This window comes from Marinobacter sp., from assembly GCF_014859525.1.
Lineage (GTDB): Bacteria > Pseudomonadota > Gammaproteobacteria > Pseudomonadales > Oleiphilaceae > Marinobacter.
The window spans coordinates 47,490-64,611 of the sequence record NZ_JACUUB010000008.1; the positions used below are offsets into that span (position 1 = coordinate 47,490).

Sequence of the window (17,122 nt, forward strand, 5' to 3'; positions counted from 1 at the left end):
TCCTAACGCTTTCGCAGTAGTGCGTCCACCTCCGCAAAGTCTCGCGCAACCGGTCGCCCGCTGTCTGGTAACTCACCCTCCCGGACCAGCCAGACGGTTTTCAGACCGGCATGCTCTGCTGCTTTTAACTCTGCCTCAATGTCCGACAAAAATAACACTGACTCTGGATCAACGCCCAGCTCTGCCAGAATGTTCTGATACGACTGCGGCTCTTTCTTGCCGCCGACGGCGGTATCAAAATAGCCAGAGAAAAAGGGCGTAAAGTCACCCTCGTTGCTGTAACCAAAGATCAGTTTCTGAGCTTTTACAGAACCCGATGAATATACGAACAATCTCAAGCCTCGATCATGCCAGCGCTGAAGGTAATCGGCGGCATCGGCATAGATATGCCCTTTCAACTCGCCCTGATGGTATCCCTGTTCCCAAACCATGCCTTGCAACGCTTTGAGCGGCCCTTCTTTTCTATCCTCCGCAATCCAGTTTTGCAGCACATTGATCAGGCCTTCAAGATCCTTTCCGTCTACCCCACTTTTCTGAGCCACCAGAGCCAGCTGTTCTGTCACAGCCGGGGTGGTGTGGTGATGAGCGCGAATAAAATCCGGCAGATGTTGGCTGGCGTAAGGGAACAGCACGTCGTGTACAAACGAAATGGAACTGGTGGTGCCTTCAATGTCGGTCAGAACCACACGAATCATTCTGCCGCTCCTGCAAGTGCCTCATACCTTGGCAGACGGGCGGCAATGTCTTCGCCGGTAAAACTGGCAACCCAGCCCTCAGGGTTGGTAAACAGGCGAATGCAGGTAAACTCCGGCTCCGGGCCCATATCAAACCAGTGATGGGTTCCGTTCGGCACGCTGATAAGGTCGTTCTTTTCGCACATCAGCGCATAAACCTGGTCGCCAAAGTGCAGATAGAATAAGCCCTGACCTCGCACAAAAAACCGAACTTCGTCTTCGCTGTGGGTATGCTCATCCAGAAACTTCTGCCGGAATGCTTCTTTTTGCGGGTTGTCCGGGTTCAGACTCACTACATCTGCGGTCTGAAACCCGCATTCCCGCTTTAACGCAGCCACCTCATCAGCATACACGGCCAGTATCTGCTCCTGAGTGGCATCGGCCGGCAAATTCCGGGTCGGCCAACGTTCAAAGCGCACACCCTGCTTGCCGAGGGCCTCTGCAATAGTCTGCGGATCGGTCGTGACCGTATGGGCTGCGTCTGGCTGGCTCTGGTTAAAAATACTCAGGGTGGTCATGGGCGAGCTCTCATGGTTTCAAGTTCACATTCAAACAGGAATTCGAAGGCTTCTACGTGGCGCAGGCAGTCGGCCATGGTTTTACCCCAGGTGTAAAGGCCGTGGCCCCGTATCAAATAGCCCGGCTGCTCCGGATGTTCGCGGAACCATGCCTGGGACTCTTCCGCCAACGCTGGAATGTCCTGAGTGTTATCAAAGACTGGAATGCTGAGGACAGCATCGTGGGTTTTAACTCCGGAAAATGCTTTCTGAAGTTCGTAACCCTCAACAGTCAGTGTATTACCTTGGGTCAACCGGCTCAGCACCGTTGCCTTAACCGAGTGCGTATGCAACACAGCGCCAACGTCCGGAAACATCTGGTAAAGAACCGTGTGCAACAACGTCTCGGCGGACGAAGTGCATTCACTTTGTACCGCTCGACCATTCAGATCCACCACCATGACATCGCCGGCGGTCAACTGGCCCTTATGGCGCCCTGATACGGTAATGGCAACGTGGTCAGGGTCGATCCGTGCAGAGTAGTTGCTGCTGGTAGCCGGGGACCAGCCCCGGTCATACAGAAACCGACCCGCATCAATAATTGACTGAGCGGCGGTGGCGTATCGGGTTACATCAAACACACGCATTCTCCCGGTTAGTACGAGCCAGGCCAGGCACGAAGTGGCCGCCATTATAGGGCGGCCACGGCCTGCGGAAAACCGCTTTGGTTCACGCCGTCAATGGCAACCGGCGCTGTCGCTCTCCGGTCAGCGCAAACAGGGCGTTGCCCAGTGCCGGAATCACCGGCGGCACGCCAGGCTCACCCACGCCCGTCGGCGCAGCGTCACTGTCGACGATGTCCACGATAACCTCGGGCGCCTGATGCTGCTGCAGCAATCGGTAATCGTGAAAATTACTCTGACGCACTTCGCCTCCATCAAAGTTAATTTCACCGTACAACGCCGCGGTCAGGCCAAACAGGATGCCGCCGGCGATCTGATCCTCGACGATCCTCGGGTTAACCACCTGACCACAATCAACGCTGCAGGTCACTTTGTAGATTTTGATTTCACCCTGCTCGATTCCGGCCTCAACCACTTGGGCAACGTAGGTACCGAAACTCTGGAACAGAGCTATGCCCCGGGCCCTCCCCTCGGGCGCAGGCTGGTCCCAGCCGGCAAGCCTGGCAGCCCGGTCCAGAACCTCACGATGGCGGGGCTCGGCATCCAGCATTTTCCGACGAAACTGCACCGGGTCTTCACCAGACTCATGGGCCAGCTCATCCATAAAGGTCTCAACCGCAAAACCATTATGAGAATAACCCACCGAGCGCCACCAGGTAATCGGTACGCCGGGATCGGTATGGGTGTGCCGAACACTGACATTAGGCACCTGATACGGGTAACTAGTGGCGCCCTCAATAGCCGATATATCTTTTGGCGTGGCAATACCTTCCGCCATCAGACCAACCCTTCCCAAGGTGTCGTAAAGAAACTTCGGAGCCCAGGGGTATTGAGCGGGCGCCGCATTACGAACGTACCAGTCCAGTATCTTCGGACCGACAACCTGGTGGTGCCAGCCAGTCAACTCGCCGTCGTTCAGGCTGCCCTTCATCCGGTGCAGCATGGCCGGGCGCAGAAAACCGTGGCGGGTATCTTCTTCACGGGACCAGACCAGTTTGACTGGCACTTTGAGTTGATAAGCAACGGCTGCGGCTTCTTCGATGTAATCCTGCGTTAAACGACGGCCAAAACCGCCGCCCAGAAACGTTGTGTGGATGGTGATAGCACTGGGAGACAGATCCGAGTGCCTGGCGGCAGCAATTCGCCCCAGATCCGGTGCCTGAGTCGGCGCCCATACCTCCATGCCCCCGTCGTGATACCACGCTGTGGCGTTCATGGGCTCCAGGGTGGCGTGAGCCAGATAAGGCTGCTCGTATTCTGCTTCAATCACTTTCGTAGCCCGATCAGCGGCTTTGTCAACATTGCCTTCAGACCGCTCCCTCGCACCCGGGTCGTTCGTGGCCGCCTGCCGGTATCCTTCGAAAACCTGATCGGTCGAGAGATCAATAGCCTTGGTAAAGTCCCAATCCACCTGCAACGACTGCTGAGCCTTTCTGGCTTGCCAGTAGCTGTTGGCAACCACCGCAACGCCACGCTCCGTAATGAACGCATCCCGCACACCGGGCAGGCCAATAATGTCATTCCGATTGAAGTCGTTAGCAGCTCCGCCGTATCGTGGGCTGCGAGTCATGACGGCATAGACCATGCCCGGCAGATCCACATCTATCCCATATACAGCCTTGCCGGTAGCTTTGGCGCGAGCGTCCAGCCTTCCAACCTGGCGGCCGATGTATTTCCATTCGGAACGTGGTTTCAGTGCAACCTTACCCCGGATCACTTCTTTGTCAGCCAACTCCACCAGCTGCCCGTATCGCAAAGAATCAATACCGTTCGGATGCACCACCCGACCGTCCTCGGTGGTGCAGGCGCCGGCATCCACACCCCACACCCCGGCCGCCGCCATCACCAACATCTGTCTGGCAGAAGCACCCGCCTCACGCAGAGGTTTCCAGCTGGTAGCAAGACTGGTACTGGCACCGGTTAACTGCAATCCGTACAGGGGGTTGCGGTATTCCGGAGCCACCGGAGCAAATTTCACTTTCATTCGGGCTGGGTTTACGTCCAGCTCTTCGGCAATCAGGGTGGTCAACCCGGTGTAGGTGCCCTGACCCATTTCTACCCGGGCCAGGGTAAAGACAATGTTGTCATCGCGGGTCAGTTCGAGCCACACATCCGGTTTCCACTCACCGGTATCCGGCTGGAAACCCGTCTGAACCGATGCACAGCCAGGTAGCGATACCGCCAGGATCAAACTGCCCGAAGCACCGGTACTGACTTTAAGAAAATCGCGGCGATTCATGGTCATATCAGGCATCCTCCCCAGCTGGCTCATAATGGCCTACGCCGCCAGCGACGGCTTCCACCGCCGCAACAATCCGCGCATAGGTACCACACCGGCACAGGTTTCCGGTCATTGCGTTCACAATCTCCTCACGGGATGGTGACGGGTTATTGGCGAGCAAGTGCGCCGCTGTCATGATCTGCCCGGACTGGCAATAGCCGCATTGAGGTACACCCTGGTCGATCCACGCCTGTTGCAAAGGGTGCAGCTGACTGTCGTTCGCTAAACCTTCAATGGTTGTGATATCGGCACCATCAACCATTTCAACCGGCGTTAAACAAGAACGCGCAGGCTGACCGTTCACATGCACGGTGCAGGCCCCACACAAGCCTGCACCACAGCCAAACTTGGTACCTTTTAGCCCTATTTCATCCCGTACCACCCACAGCAAGGGGGTATCAGAGTCAACTTCAACAGTGTGTCTATGACCATTAATGGTCAGGCTGAACGCCATGGCCCATTCCTTTTGTTGTTGCACACAAAAATAACTCGTTTATTTGACGACTTCCTTGCCATCTTTATCTACCCAAATCTTACGGTCACCCGTATCCATTTTGCCTTGGGAATCCCATATTTCTCGATCTTGAGTCGCGCTTTCGATCTTGCCATTGTCATCCCAGATCACTCTGTCTTTACAACCAGCCAGCACCAAAAGGCTCGCCAGCATCACCACCGTCAAGGAACGCTTGTTCATACTCACTACCTCAGAAGAAGATACTCACGCGAATCGCCGGCACCATCTAACTCACCGGCCTAACTTACCGGCGGTTGTGGATTTCCCGGTTGTTCTGTTTATCCCTGTCACCTTTACGCACCATGACATAAACCGCCCCGGTGCCGCCATGGTGTTTCTGGGCCGAATGAAAGGCGAGCACGCTGTCGAGTTCTGGCAACCATTTCGCCAGGTAGCTTTTTAACTGGGCTATGCCGTCCGGATTGCGTTCGCCTTTGCCGTGCAAAATGATCACCGATCGCAGCCCGTAACGCACGCAGTCGTTAATGAAGCCGAATACCTCACGACGCGCCTGTTCCACAGTCATTCGATGCAAATCCAGCCTCGCCTCTATCGGGTATTGCCCCAGCCGGAGTTTTTTGAAAACACCGTGCTGGATACCCGGGCGCACCCAGCACAGCAGGTCTTGCGCAGTCAGGGGCTCGACCATGTCTGACGTCAAAGGGTTCAAATCCCGAATCGGCGTTTCAACCGCAGATTTCTGTCGCTCCAAGTGCCCGGGTGTCAGCTCTTTGGGCACTGACACTTCGGCACGATTCGGCCTGCGGATGCGCCGGACATCTTTCATCTCTTCAAGAAACGCCAAGCGTTCATCTTTACTGGTCATGGGAGAAACTGCTTATGGATTGACAAGTATCAGAACTCTACCACTGAGGGGGACTACCATAAAGAAAAGCCCTCTGCTGCTCTGCGACGAAAATCGTAGGGCAGAATGCAACACCACTGAACTACACTTCAGACGTATGACAATAACTACGGAGCATCGGCCCGGGCCGACCAACTCCGGCACACCACGGATTGCGATATGGCTGCAGCAAATCAGGATACAACCCGCCCCCAGAATACCAGGGCCATCATGAACTTCCTGAGGGAGCACTCGCCTTTCTCGAGCATGGACGACACCCACTTGGCCCATTTTGCCGAACATGCCACATTACGCTTCTATGCCGATGAAGATGTTGTGTTATCGCCAGAGGACGGCGTGGTAAAGCGCTTTTACATCGTCAAGCAGGGTCGGATCCGCGGCGAACGCCACAACGAGAAAGAGGACCGGGCCGAGACCACCTTCGAGATCAGCCAAGGTGAATGCTTTCCATTGGCCGCCTTGATCGGCGAGCGTCCCACCCGAACCCTGCACCGGGCCTCGGGTGACACCTTCTGCCTGAGCATCGAACAAAAGGCATTCATCACCCTGTTTTCCGAAAGTGATTCATTTCGCGACTTCTGTTTACGTGGGGTAAGCAGCCTGCTGGATCAGGTCAACCAGCGCATTCAGTCAAACGCCATGGCATCCATTGGTTCCAGCAACAGCCTGGACACACCGCTGGAACGTTATGCCCTGCGCAACCCAATCGTGTGTTCGCCAGATCTGCCGGTGCACAAGGCAGTCGCCCGCATGCATGAAAACAACGTAGGCAGCATCATCATTACCGACGACAACCGTCATCCCACCGGGATTTTCACCTTGCGGGATTTACGCACGATGATTGCTGAAGCCAAGGGGCCGCTGGATACCCCCATACGTCAGGTGATGACACGAGACCCTTGCCGCCTGCCGGCCACGGCCGATGCGTTTGAGGCCGCCATGCTGATGGCCGAGCATCATTTTGCGCACCTCTGTGTAGTGGATGAGAACGACCTGCTGATCGGTGTGGTCTCAGAGAGAGATCTGTTTTCCCTGCAGCGCGTGGATCTGGTCAACCTGGCCCGAACCATTGGCACCGCAACTCACCTGCGCACTCTGGTCAGCCTGCGCGCAGATGTATCGCGACTGGTTGACTCTATGCTCGCTCACGGCGCGGACTCAGGGCAAGTGGTCAAGATTATCACCACCCTGAATGACGTCACCGTGCGACGGGTACTGGAACTCAACCTGAAAAAAGACGACCCCGGCATTCCCTTCACCTGGCTGACCTTTGGCAGTGAGGGGCGACAGGAACAAACACTGCTCACAGACCAGGACAATGGCATTCTGTTCGAAACGCCTGACGGCATGACCGAGGAACAAGTACGGGAAAAACTGCTGCCTTTCGCCCGCAAGGTCAACGACGAGCTGGCGGAATGCGGTTTTACCTTGTGCAAAGGCAACATCATGGCCAGCAATCCCAAACTGTGCCTGAGCGTTGCCGAGTGGGATGACTGGTTTATCCGCTTTATCGATGCCTCAACCCCGCAAAACCTGGTCTACTCATCAATCTTCCTGGACATGCGCGCTGTTTTCGGCCCCACAGACTCTCTTCACCGCCTGTTGGAGCGGGTTCTTGCGCGAATACGTAAAAATGCTCTGTTCCAGAAAATGCTGGCCGGGAATGCGCTCCAGCGCAAACCGCCGCTAACCATGTTCCGGAATTTCCGATACCTGAACGAAGAAAAAAAGCATGTTCTGGACCTAAAGCGCCAGGGCCTGGCGCCTTTTGTCGAGTCAATCCGGGTATTTGCCCTTGCCAACGGCATTGAAAATGCCAACACGCTGGAGCGAATGGAACAACTCTCAAAGAAGGGCGTATTTGACGCTAAAGACGCTAACGCCTGGAAAGAGGCCTACAGCCTGATCCAGGCCATCCGGATGCGAGCCCACCAGGAAATGCTGGACAGGGACGAACCGCTGACCAATTACATTGACCCTGACGACCTGAACCCGCTGGACCGTCGAATTCTGAGAGAATCGTTCCGCCAGGCTCAGCGGCTTCAGCAAAAACTGGAAGTTACTTACCAACTCTAGGTGCTGGAATCACCATGCTCGAATATATAAAGCAATGGCTGGCGCAGCGCCGAGGCGGCGCCATCGGCGATCACGATCCCGGCAATTTGCCAGAACCAAAGACAGTGGCCGAGCAACAGCTATCACGTTGCAGGCTGATTGTACTGGACCTTGAAACCACCGGGCTCAACGCGTCGAAAGATGAAGTTATTGCCATTGGAGCCGTCGCGATTGAAGGCGGCGTCATTCACCTGGACGACCAGTTTGACCTGATTTTACGGAGGCCCGAGCTCGACATCCGAGAAACCGTACTGATCCACGGTATTGGCCCGGAGGCACTCACCCAGGGTCATGAGACGGAAGATGCCCTGCTCTACCTCCTGGAGTGGATGAATGGCGACCCGGTTCTTGCTTACCACTCAGCCTTCGACCAAAAGTTCCTTGAAAAGACCCTAAAAGCGCAGCTCGGCTATGCCCGCCCCCATATCTGGATGGATGTTGCAGAACTGCTGCCGGCGCTCTTTCCAAATTCAAACGTGAAAGGCAGGGGCCTGGACGACTGGGCAGACTTTTTTGGACTCGAAGTTAGTGAACGGCATCACGCTGCAGCCGATGCGTTAGTAACCGCAGAACTGACACTCATCGCCCTGAACAAAGCACGGAAGAATAACGTCAAAACTCTGAAAGAATTGGCTGAAAAGCTGCATTATCAGCGCCGTTTAAAGAACATGCAGCGCTATTAACCACCCGGAACCAAGCCCCAATTGCCCGCCCTGTTTAAGGGCAAGTTACTGAGAGTTAGACCATTTGCCAATATCCTTAAATCCATTGACCAGTAAAGTCGGAGGAGACAACAAGTCGGAGAAGCACTACATGAATAATAAATTCTCTATTCGCATTAACCCACAAAATAACCACCCAACCTCCACAACAACAATACAGGAGTGATTTGTATGTCAGGTCATAGCTACGACGCTGAGAACTACTGGAAGGCGAACCTTCGCCTGATCTTCGGGAGCCTGATCATCTGGGCTCTGGTCTCATACGGTTTTGCCATTTTGTTACGCCCCATGCTCGCCGGCATCCCAATTGGCGGCACAGATCTTGGCTTCTGGTTCGCCCAGCAAGGCTCGATCCTGGTCTTTATGGCTCTGATTTTCTTCTACGCCTGGCGCATGAATAAAATCGACGAAAAATTCGGCGTACACGAGGAGTAAGAACCAATGAGCCAATTTGCAATTAACCTCCTCTTCGTAGGGGGCTCGTTCCTGATCTATATCGGCATCGCCGTCTGGGCAAAAGCCGGTAGCACCAGTGATTTCTACGTCGCTGGCGGCGGTGTTCACCCCGTCACCAACGGCATGGCCATTGGCGCCGACTGGATGTCTGCGGCATCCTTTATCTCAATGGCGGGCCTGATTGCCGCTGGCGGTTACGCCAACTCAAGCTTCCTGATGGGCTGGACCGGTGGTTACGTACTGCTCGCCATGCTGCTGGCACCGTACCTGCGCAAGTTCGGCAAGTTCACGGTTCCTGAGTTCATCGGTGATCGTTATTACAGCCCTAACGCCCGCCTGATCGCGGTTATCTGTCTGCTGGTAGCATCACTGACCTACGTTATCGGCCAGATGGCCGGCGCAGGTGTTGCCTTCTCTCGCTTCCTGGAGGTCGAAGCGACTAACGGTCTAATCATCGCGGCGGTCGTGGTTTTCATCTACGCTGTGCTCGGTGGCATGAAAGGTATCACCTACACCCAGGTTGCCCAGTACTGCGTACTGATTATCGCCTACACCATTCCGGCCGTGTTCATCTCCCTGCAGCTGACTGGCAACCCGATTCCGATGTTCGGTATGTTCTCTACCCACACTGAGTCTGGCCTGCCTTTGTTGGAAAAGCTGAACCAAGTGGTCACCGACCTTGGCTTTCGGGAATACACCGCAGATGTGGACAACAAGCTGAACATGATTCTGTTTACTCTGTCCCTGATGATCGGTACTGCCGGCCTTCCTCACGTTATCATCCGTTTCTTCACCGTACCTAAGGTATCCGACGCTCGCTGGTCCGGCGGCTGGGCTCTGGTCTTCATCGCCCTGCTTTACCTGACGGCTCCGGCTGTTGCCTCCATGGCGCGTCTGAACCTGATGACCACCATCTACCCGGAAGGCACCTCTGCCCAACCGATCGAGTACGAAGCGCGTCCGGACTGGATTCGTACCTGGGAAGAAACTGGTCTGATCAGATTTGAAGACAAGAACAACGACGGTCGCATTCAGCTGTATGACGATTCCAATGCTGGCTTCGCCGATACCGCCGCTGCACGTGGCTGGAACGGTAATGAACTGTCCGTTAACAACGACATCCTGGTACTGGCCAATCCGGAAATTGCCAACTTGCCTGGCTGGGTTATCGGTCTGATTGCGGCGGGTGGTCTTGCTGCGGCACTGTCGACGGCGGCAGGTCTGTTGCTTGCAATATCCTCCGCGGTCAGTCACGACCTGATCAAAGGCCGACTCAACCCCAACATCAGCGATAAAGGCGAGCTGCTTGCGGCGCGTATCTCTATGGCGGTGGCCATAGTGGTCGCGACCTGGCTGGGAGCAAACCCTCCGGGCTTCGCCGCACAGGTGGTTGCACTCGCCTTCGGTATAGCGGCTGCCTCACTGTTCCCGGCATTGATGATGGGCATCTTCTCCAAGCGAGTGAACAACTTTGGCGCAAGCCTGGGTATGCTGTCCGGTCTGCTGTTCACGCTGATCTACATCTTCGTGTTCAAGGGTTGGTTCTTCATTCCAGGCACAGCTAACTTCCCGGATACCGCTGAGTACTGGGTATTGGGCATCTCCCCGCTGTCCATCGGTGCGGTTGGCGCTCTGGTTAACTTTGCGGTAGCCTTCAGTGTATCGAAAGTGACTGCCGAGCCGCCCATTGAAATCCAGGAGCTGGTTGAAAGCGTCCGTTACCCACGCGGTGCCGGTAGCGCTCAAGACCACTAAGCTGAAAGACAGCCTGATTCATTGATGACAATGACGGGTTGAAACCGAGCGGGCTTCCTCAGTGAGGGAGCCCGTTCTTTTTTGAGTTGAGGAATCCAATCGTATGTTCTGGACTTTTGTTGCCACCATTATTTGTGGGCTTGGTGCCGCAGGTATTGCCCTTGGCATCCGGGCCGCCACCGCAAAACGTGCGCCTCGATGGATCATCCCTGTATTTGCCGGCGCTGGCATGCTTGGCTACCTTGTTTATGGAGAATACACCTGGTTTGACCACAAACGTTCTTTGCTCCCTGAAGAAGCCGTTGTGGTTGCCACAGAGCAAGAACAAATCTTTTTCAGACCCTGGACCTTTGTTGTCCCCTACGTCACAGCCTTTTCGACGGTCGATACCAAGGGATTGCGCCAGGACACCGAAGACGGGAACATCATTCGCTTTACTTTGTATCGGTTCGAGCAAACGGTCACAGATGCAGTATCTCACCGGGCCCACCTGATCAACTGCCAGAGTCGGGAGCTGGTACCACTGGATGCCAATGGCTCGCCAAGAGTGGATAACATGAAACGGCTGGAGGCCTCGGACCCCTTGTATCAAACTGTTTGCGGCAGTTGACTGCCGATCACCGGATAACAATCAAACATGATTAGCGCCTGGCTGCTGATATTCATATCTATTAGCTACATTTCCTTGCTGTTCGTGATCGCCTGGGCCGGCGACCGACACCCGGGGCTTTACCGTCGCAGACTGGCGCGAACTCATATCTATGCTTTGTCATTGGCCGTCTATTTTACCTCCTGGACATTCTACGGGGCGGTCGGCCGGGCATCCCAGGAAGGCTTTGCCTTCTTGCCTATTTATCTTGGTCCGTTGCTGGTTTTCCTGTTCTTTGCGCCTCTGCTGCGCCGGATCATTCACATCAGCAAGCGCAACAACAGCACATCGATTGCCGACTTTATTGCGTCCCGCTATGGCAAATCCCAACTGCTGGCGGCCATGGTGGCAATTTTTGCACTCATTGGCAGCGTTCCTTACCTCGCACTTCAACTGAAAGCCATCGCCCTGGGCTTCAACGTCTTAACAGCAACCGGAGACGGCTACCAGGAACTAAGCAGTGCCGCCTGGAATGACTCCGCCTGGTACATCACTCTTGCTCTTGCCATTTTTACGGTGCTGTTTGGCACCCGTCACCTGGAGTCCACTGAACATCACCGGGGTATGATCCAGGCCGTAGCCTTTGAATCCCTGATCAAGCTGGTCGCGTTCGTCGCCGTTGGCCTGTTCGTCGGATATGGCCTCTACAATGGTTTTGGTGATCTTTTCACCAGAGCCAAAGAGGCAGATCTTCTCGGCACTCTGACCACTGACGCCCTGGAAACACCGGCGTTTCTCACCCAAACCCTGGTAGCCATGCTCGCCATTGTCTGCCTACCCCGACAATTTCACGTAATGGTCGTTGAAAATGCCGACCACCGGGACTTCGAGATAGCCCGCTGGGCCATGCCCATCTATCTGGTGATCGCCAGTGCTTTTGTCTTGCCTATCGCTGCAGCCGGGCTGCTCAACGCCGAGTTAGCAGGTGGCGACCCTGACATCATCATTCTGCAATTGCCTATCCAGGCTGGCCAACAATGGCTCGCGGTACTGGCCTTCCTTGGCGGTGGCTCCGCTGCTGCTGCCATGGTGATTGTCTGCTCGGTGGCTATTGCCACCATGGTCAGCAACGAGATCATCATGCCGGGTCTGCTCCGTTACTTCCGACCGGGCATGAATCGACGAGCAGACCTGAGTTTTCTGCTACTAACCATTCGGCGTGTTGCCATTTTTGTGGTTCTGTTTACTTCCTACGGCTTTTATCGAATGGCCGGGGCGGATTACAGCTTAACGGCCTTTGGTTTGCTTTCGTTTGCCGCAGCAGCACAATTCGGGCCTGCTCTGGTCGGCGGCATTCTCTGGCGGCGGGGTAACTTTCATGGTGCCGCCTGGGGCCTCGGCCTCGGTTTTCTCATGTGGTGTTACACCCTGCTACTGCCGGCGCTGGTATCAACCGGCTGGATATCAGACACCCTGATCGAACAGGGCTTGTTCGGCCTCAACTGGACCCGCCCTACAGCACTCTTTGGCTCTGAGCTGGATCAGATCAGCCATGGCATTCTCTGGAGCCTGGGGGTCAATACCCTCACCTATGTGTTGCTTTCTCTGGTCACTCGGCAGCGCATTCGAGAGAAAATCCAGATTGCGACTTTTTTCCATGAGGCCAACGCCAAGCCCGAGAATGCCCACCATCAGAGCTGGCAGGGCGAAATACTGACCTCAGACCTGCAGGCATTGGCAGATCGGTTCATGGGTGAAGAGCGCTCAGAAAGCATCTTCCGCAACTATGAGCGAAGAAACGCCATACGGCTACACCCTCACCGGCCCGCATCCACGCATTTAATGAAGTACACAGAGCGTCAGCTTGCCTCGGTGATCGGTGCATCAACTGCTCGTGTAGTACTCGAATCCACCCTCACCGGGCGGGACATGCAAATTGAGGATGTCGTCAGCATCGTTGACGAAGCCTCACAGGCGATGACCTTCAGCCGCGAACTGCTGCAATCGGCGATCGAGAACATCAGCCTGGGCGTCTCGGTGGTCAATCATCAGCAACAATTAGTAGTCTGGAACCATCGCTACCTGGAGTTGTTTCACTATCCAAAAGGGTATGTCCGGGTTGGCCGGCCGGTTGAAGACCTGATGCGCTACAACCTGACCAATGCCAATCTGTCGGCCAGACGCATCGACGACATCATTGAAAACCGCTGCGAAAGCATGCGTAATGGCAAGCCCATGTCTTACGAACGGCAACGGCCGGACGGCACCGTGGTCAGAGTTGATGGCAGCCCCATCCCGGGTGGCGGTTATGTCACCACGTTCCAGGACATCACTGCGATGCGCCGCACCGAACAGGCACTCAAAGAAACAAACATCTATCTGGAACAGCGGGTGCGAGAGCGTACCCAGGAACTGCAGGTCATTAACGAACAAATGCTGAAGGCCAAATCCGTTGCGGAGCAGGCAAACCAGAGTAAAACCCGCTTTCTCGCATCCGCAAGCCACGACCTTCTGCAGCCATTAAATGCCGCACGCCTGTTTACGTCTGCTCTGTCGGGCAAAGTGATAGCGGGTGATACCCGAGAGCTGGTCGAACACATCGACAGCTCCCTCGGGGCGGCAGAAGAGATCATCAGCACACTGCTCGACATTTCTAAGCTCGACGCCGGCGCGCTCGAACCCGACATCGGCGTCTTTCCCGTCAACGACCTGCTGCGCCACCTCGCCACAGAGTTCTCGGCCATTGCCCAGGATCAAGATCTGGACCTACATGTGGTACCAAGTACGGCCTGGGTTCGCACAGACGCCAAGTTACTGCGCAGAGTCGTGCAGAACTTTTTGTCAAATGCCATACGCTACACCGCGAGTGGCAAGATCCTCATGGGGTGTCGTCGTCTCAATGGCTACTTACGCATTGAAGTCTGGGATACTGGCCCTGGCATGTCAGAAGAGCAGCTCAGCCATGTGTTTGAGGAGTTCCGCCGGTTTCAGCATGGGCGTGACAAGAAAGGGCTCGGACTTGGCCTAGCTATTGTTGATCGGATAAGCGGCATGCTGAATCATCCGGTGACGGTCCACTCCGTTCAGGGCAAAGGCAGTGTATTCGGTATCACAGTGCCCATTGTCCCGCCCGATCAAACCCGGATAGAGGCCACCAAGCCCGGAGCCAGTCCACGCCGGGTCGCCAGCCTTGGTGGTTTACATGTCCTGTGTATCGACAATGATCCGGCCATACTTCATGGCATGGTGGCTTTGCTTGGCAACTGGCAATGCGATGTGACCGCTGCGGAAAGCCTGGAAGACGCACTCGAAAAAGTGGCAGACCGAACGCCAGAGATCATACTTGCTGACTATCAGCTGGATGATAATCGCAACGGCCTGGATGCCATGGATAGCATCAGAGATCAACTTGGCGATTCAATACCAGGCATCCTCATCACAGGATACATGGCACCGGAAGTACGCGAAGACGCGACTCATCGCGGCTACCAAGTCCTTTACAAGCCGGTTAAACCGGCGGCTCTTCGAGCGCTCGTCAACAAACTACTCAAACAGAAACGCGCATGAACCAGCAGACCGACAAAAAAGACGCGATCAACCCGTTCGGTAAACTCACCTTTCTGGTTGTTGATGACTTCGAGAACTTTCGCCTGTCGATGCGACAAATGCTCAGGAGCTGTGGCGCCGATAAAATTGAGCTGGTCGCCCATGCTACACCGGCCATTCAGTACTGTACGTACAACCACGTTGATGTTGTGCTGTGCGACTACAATCTCGGCGAAGGCAAAAATGGCCAGCATATACTGGAAGAGCTGCGGCATAAAAAATTACTGAACCGGTCTTCATTGTTCCTTATGGTCACTGCCGAAACCTCAAAGGAAATGGTGATGGGCGCCAGGGAGTATCAGCCTGACGGGTATCTCACCAAGCCCCTGAATCGCGCGATGCTCGAAAAACGGCTTGGTGCGCTCATACAGCAACGAAACGCCTTACTCTCCATCACTCGTGAGATTGACCGGGAGAACTACCCAGAAGCGATCTCACAATGCCTTCAGATGCTCCCCAGGCAGCCCCGATACAAGACCTGGTTGATGAAAACGCTCGGGGAGCTGTATTTTCTCGTCGGTGACCTCTCCCATGCACTGAAAGTCTATGAAGACGTGCTCGCACAGCGTGAATTGTCGTGGGCACGTCTGGGCCGCTGTAAGATTCTTCTGAAGAACCGGAACTTTGATCAGGCGGTTACCGGCTTGAAATCCCTGATTGAGAAACACCCAGATTATATGGAGGCCTATGATCTATTGGCCGAAGGCCTGGAGAAGCAAGGCAAATTGATACCGGCTCAACAGATTCTGGAAAGAGCCGCCGAGCATTCTCCCAACGCCCTGCTTCGTCAGAAACACTTGGCGGAGCTCGCTGGAGCAAATCAGGACATTGACACGGCCTCTCAAGCCTGGAGGCAAACCGTTTCCCTCGGCACCTATTCTATTCATGACAATGCGGACCACTATCTGGCGCTGGCTCAGAGCCTGTCAGACTTGAGCGAAGGGCACCCTGAAGAAGACGGTGCAGCGCAGGCTTCAGAAGCGCTGAGTGTACTGTCTCGGATGGAGAAGCGATTCACAGAAGATGAGAGTGTTCCGGTGAAAAGCCGAATTATTCAGTGCCGGGTACACGCCGGCCAGGGCAATCATCGCGATGCAGAAAAGCTCTTAGGCAGTGTCCGGCAAGAGCTTGAAAAACTGGAGGAAATACCCTCAGACCTAGGCCTCGACTACGCCAAAACATTGTTCCGTATGAGTCACGACGATCAAGCCAAAGCGCTGTTATCGGATTTGGCAGGGCGATACAGCGATAACGCCGACGTTCTTCAAAAAATTGAGAACCTTCTCGATGAACCCGTCGGTTTCCGCCAGAAGATTGAAGCCCGAGGCCATAACCGCGACGGCATCACAGCCTTTGAGTCCGGCGATCTGGATGGCGCAATTGATGCGTTCAGCAGCGCCCTGGCAATCGTGCCGGATCACGCCGCTTTGAACCTCAACCTTGTTCAGGTATTACTGCGAAAGCACGATCAGGCACCAGCTGACCACTCATTACTTTCGCGCTGTCAGGCGCACTTGCAACGACTAGACACGTTACCGGAACAGCATCGCCAATACCGGCGTTACCTTGCCCTGACCAGAAAAGTGAAAGGAATGATCGAATGACCGACCACAATATCGATTTCTCCATGGTACTTGCCTCAGCCGTTCATGACATGAAGAATTCCCTGGGCATGCTCCTGAACACGGTTGACGAGCTCAGATCCGAACACCAGAAGATTCTTGCGGGCTCCGATAAATTCAACATGCTGCAGTACGAAGCAGAACGTGTGCACAATGACCTGGTTCAGTTGCTTGGTATCTATCGACTCGGTGACAATAACCTGTCGGCCCACATCGATGAGCATTTTGTACCCGATTTCCTTTCCGACCATCTGGCACGTCACACACCTCTGCTTGATGGTCTCGGTGTTGAGTACATGATAGAGGCTGACGACATCAATGGATTCTTTGACGAGGACTTACTGACAGGGGTACTGAATAACACCATCAACAATGCCATCCGCTACACCAGAACCAAACTACGCCTGACTGCCCGCGAACAAGATGGTTATCTGGTGATCGGCGTTGAGGATGATGGCCAAGGATACCCTGAAAGCATGCAGCACACCGGCACCCTCAGCTTCAAATCCCTCGATTTCAAAAGTGGCAGTACCAGCCTGGGGCTGTTCTTCGCTTCCTCCGTTGCGAGGCTTCACAGTGAGGGTGATAAAGTTGGCTCTATCAAGCTTCACAATGGCGGGAAATTCGGTGGCGGTGTATTTGAAATCTGGCTTCCTTGATTGAGAAGCTATTAGCTAAAAATA

15 protein-coding genes are annotated in these 17,122 nt (G+C 54.8%); 8 read left to right on the forward strand and 7 right to left on the reverse strand.

Annotated features, from left to right (window positions below; translation table 11 throughout):
* Window positions 1–2: 2 nt before the first annotated feature.
* The 7 genes from mtnC to smrA all read right to left on the reverse strand — a co-directional run bounded on the left by mtnC (window position 3) and on the right by smrA (window position 5,535).
* A complete protein-coding gene (mtnC, locus tag IBX51_RS03900; protein WP_291828886.1) occupies window positions 3–695 on the reverse strand; it encodes an acireductone synthase in 693 nt (230 codons plus the stop codon).
* Entirely contained in the window at window positions 692–1,252 is a 561-nt protein-coding gene (locus tag IBX51_RS03905) for a cupin (protein WP_291828888.1), read from the reverse strand. The genes mtnC and IBX51_RS03905 overlap by 4 nt, the downstream gene beginning before the upstream one ends.
* Window positions 1,249–1,872: a methylthioribulose 1-phosphate dehydratase gene (locus IBX51_RS03910; RefSeq protein ID WP_291828890.1), complete on the reverse strand. Its 624-nt coding sequence runs from the start codon at window positions 1,870–1,872 to the stop codon at window positions 1,249–1,251. The genes IBX51_RS03905 and IBX51_RS03910 overlap by 4 nt, the downstream gene beginning before the upstream one ends.
* 88 nt (window positions 1,873–1,960) lie before the next feature.
* On the reverse strand, window positions 1,961–4,159 hold the full coding sequence (locus IBX51_RS03915; RefSeq protein WP_291828892.1) for a molybdopterin cofactor-binding domain-containing protein: 2,199 nt from the start codon (window positions 4,157–4,159) through the stop codon (window positions 1,961–1,963).
* 1 nt (window position 4,160) lies between these two features.
* Window positions 4,161–4,649, reverse strand: coding sequence for a (2Fe-2S)-binding protein (locus tag IBX51_RS03920; protein WP_291828893.1), 489 nt, complete (start codon window positions 4,647–4,649; stop codon window positions 4,161–4,163).
* A gap of 39 nt (window positions 4,650–4,688) precedes the next feature.
* A complete protein-coding gene (locus tag IBX51_RS03925; RefSeq protein ID WP_291828895.1) occupies window positions 4,689–4,889 on the reverse strand; it encodes a hypothetical protein in 201 nt (66 codons plus the stop codon).
* A 64-nt stretch (window positions 4,890–4,953) separates the two neighbouring features.
* Window positions 4,954–5,535 carry a DNA endonuclease SmrA gene (gene smrA, locus IBX51_RS03930; protein WP_291828897.1) on the reverse strand — a complete coding sequence of 194 codons (582 nt, stop codon included), beginning with the start codon at window positions 5,533–5,535 and terminating at the stop codon, window positions 4,954–4,956.
* A 198-nt stretch (window positions 5,536–5,733) separates the two neighbouring features.
* Between smrA and IBX51_RS03935 the strand changes: the two genes are divergently transcribed.
* The 8 genes from IBX51_RS03935 to IBX51_RS03970 all read left to right on the forward strand — a co-directional run bounded on the left by IBX51_RS03935 (window position 5,734) and on the right by IBX51_RS03970 (window position 17,098).
* The gene (locus IBX51_RS03935) at window positions 5,734–7,650 is read left to right on the forward strand and encodes a putative nucleotidyltransferase substrate binding domain-containing protein (RefSeq protein ID WP_291828898.1); all 1,917 of its coding nucleotides are present in this window, start codon (window positions 5,734–5,736) and stop codon (window positions 7,648–7,650) included.
* A 14-nt stretch (window positions 7,651–7,664) separates the two neighbouring features.
* On the forward strand, window positions 7,665–8,372 hold the full coding sequence (locus tag IBX51_RS03940; protein WP_291828900.1) for a PolC-type DNA polymerase III: 708 nt from the start codon (window positions 7,665–7,667) through the stop codon (window positions 8,370–8,372).
* Window positions 8,373–8,582: 210 nt separating this feature from the next.
* The gene (locus IBX51_RS03945; protein WP_291828902.1) at window positions 8,583–8,846 is read left to right on the forward strand and encodes a DUF4212 domain-containing protein; all 264 of its coding nucleotides are present in this window, start codon (window positions 8,583–8,585) and stop codon (window positions 8,844–8,846) included.
* 6 nt (window positions 8,847–8,852) lie between these two features.
* A complete protein-coding gene (locus IBX51_RS03950; RefSeq protein ID WP_291828904.1) occupies window positions 8,853–10,622 on the forward strand; it encodes a sodium:solute symporter family protein in 1,770 nt (589 codons plus the stop codon).
* A 103-nt stretch (window positions 10,623–10,725) separates the two neighbouring features.
* Entirely contained in the window at window positions 10,726–11,232 is a 507-nt protein-coding gene (locus tag IBX51_RS03955; protein ID WP_291828906.1) for a hypothetical protein, read from the forward strand.
* A gap of 27 nt (window positions 11,233–11,259) precedes the next feature.
* Window positions 11,260–14,778 carry a PAS domain-containing hybrid sensor histidine kinase/response regulator gene (locus IBX51_RS03960; RefSeq protein WP_291828907.1) on the forward strand — a complete coding sequence of 1,173 codons (3,519 nt, stop codon included), beginning with the start codon at window positions 11,260–11,262 and terminating at the stop codon, window positions 14,776–14,778.
* Window positions 14,775–16,421, forward strand: coding sequence for a tetratricopeptide repeat-containing response regulator (locus IBX51_RS03965; RefSeq protein ID WP_291828909.1), 1,647 nt, complete (start codon window positions 14,775–14,777; stop codon window positions 16,419–16,421). Before IBX51_RS03960 ends, IBX51_RS03965 begins: the two co-directional genes overlap by 4 nt.
* Window positions 16,418–17,098, forward strand: a complete 681-nt coding sequence (locus IBX51_RS03970) for a HAMP domain-containing sensor histidine kinase (RefSeq protein WP_291828911.1) — start codon at window positions 16,418–16,420, stop codon at window positions 17,096–17,098. Before IBX51_RS03965 ends, IBX51_RS03970 begins: the two co-directional genes overlap by 4 nt.
* The last annotated feature ends 24 nt before the right edge of the window (window positions 17,099–17,122 follow it).

What these genes read in the sequence shown, in the direction of transcription:
- IBX51_RS03965 (WP_291828909.1), top strand. Translation starts at nt 14,775, where the DNA reads ATGAACCAGCAGACCGACAAAAAAGACGCGATCAACCCGTTCGGTAAA.
- mtnC (WP_291828886.1), bottom strand. Translation starts at nt 695, where the DNA reads ATGATTCGTGTGGTTCTGACCGACATTGAAGGCACCACCAGTTCCATT.
- IBX51_RS03955 (WP_291828906.1), top strand. Translation starts at nt 10,726, where the DNA reads ATGTTCTGGACTTTTGTTGCCACCATTATTTGTGGGCTTGGTGCCGCA.
- IBX51_RS03940 (WP_291828900.1), top strand. Translation starts at nt 7,665, where the DNA reads ATGCTCGAATATATAAAGCAATGGCTGGCGCAGCGCCGAGGCGGCGCC.
- IBX51_RS03970 (WP_291828911.1), top strand. Translation starts at nt 16,418, where the DNA reads ATGACCGACCACAATATCGATTTCTCCATGGTACTTGCCTCAGCCGTT.
- IBX51_RS03920 (WP_291828893.1), bottom strand. Translation starts at nt 4,649, where the DNA reads ATGGCGTTCAGCCTGACCATTAATGGTCATAGACACACTGTTGAAGTT.
- IBX51_RS03925 (WP_291828895.1), bottom strand. Translation starts at nt 4,889, where the DNA reads ATGAACAAGCGTTCCTTGACGGTGGTGATGCTGGCGAGCCTTTTGGTG.
- IBX51_RS03935 (WP_291828898.1), top strand. Translation starts at nt 5,734, where the DNA reads ATGGCTGCAGCAAATCAGGATACAACCCGCCCCCAGAATACCAGGGCC.
- IBX51_RS03945 (WP_291828902.1), top strand. Translation starts at nt 8,583, where the DNA reads ATGTCAGGTCATAGCTACGACGCTGAGAACTACTGGAAGGCGAACCTT.
- smrA (WP_291828897.1), bottom strand. Translation starts at nt 5,535, where the DNA reads ATGACCAGTAAAGATGAACGCTTGGCGTTTCTTGAAGAGATGAAAGAT.
- IBX51_RS03960 (WP_291828907.1), top strand. Translation starts at nt 11,260, where the DNA reads ATGATTAGCGCCTGGCTGCTGATATTCATATCTATTAGCTACATTTCC.
- IBX51_RS03905 (WP_291828888.1), bottom strand. Translation starts at nt 1,252, where the DNA reads ATGACCACCCTGAGTATTTTTAACCAGAGCCAGCCAGACGCAGCCCAT.
- IBX51_RS03915 (WP_291828892.1), bottom strand. Translation starts at nt 4,159, where the DNA reads ATGACCATGAATCGCCGCGATTTTCTTAAAGTCAGTACCGGTGCTTCG.
- IBX51_RS03950 (WP_291828904.1), top strand. Translation starts at nt 8,853, where the DNA reads ATGAGCCAATTTGCAATTAACCTCCTCTTCGTAGGGGGCTCGTTCCTG.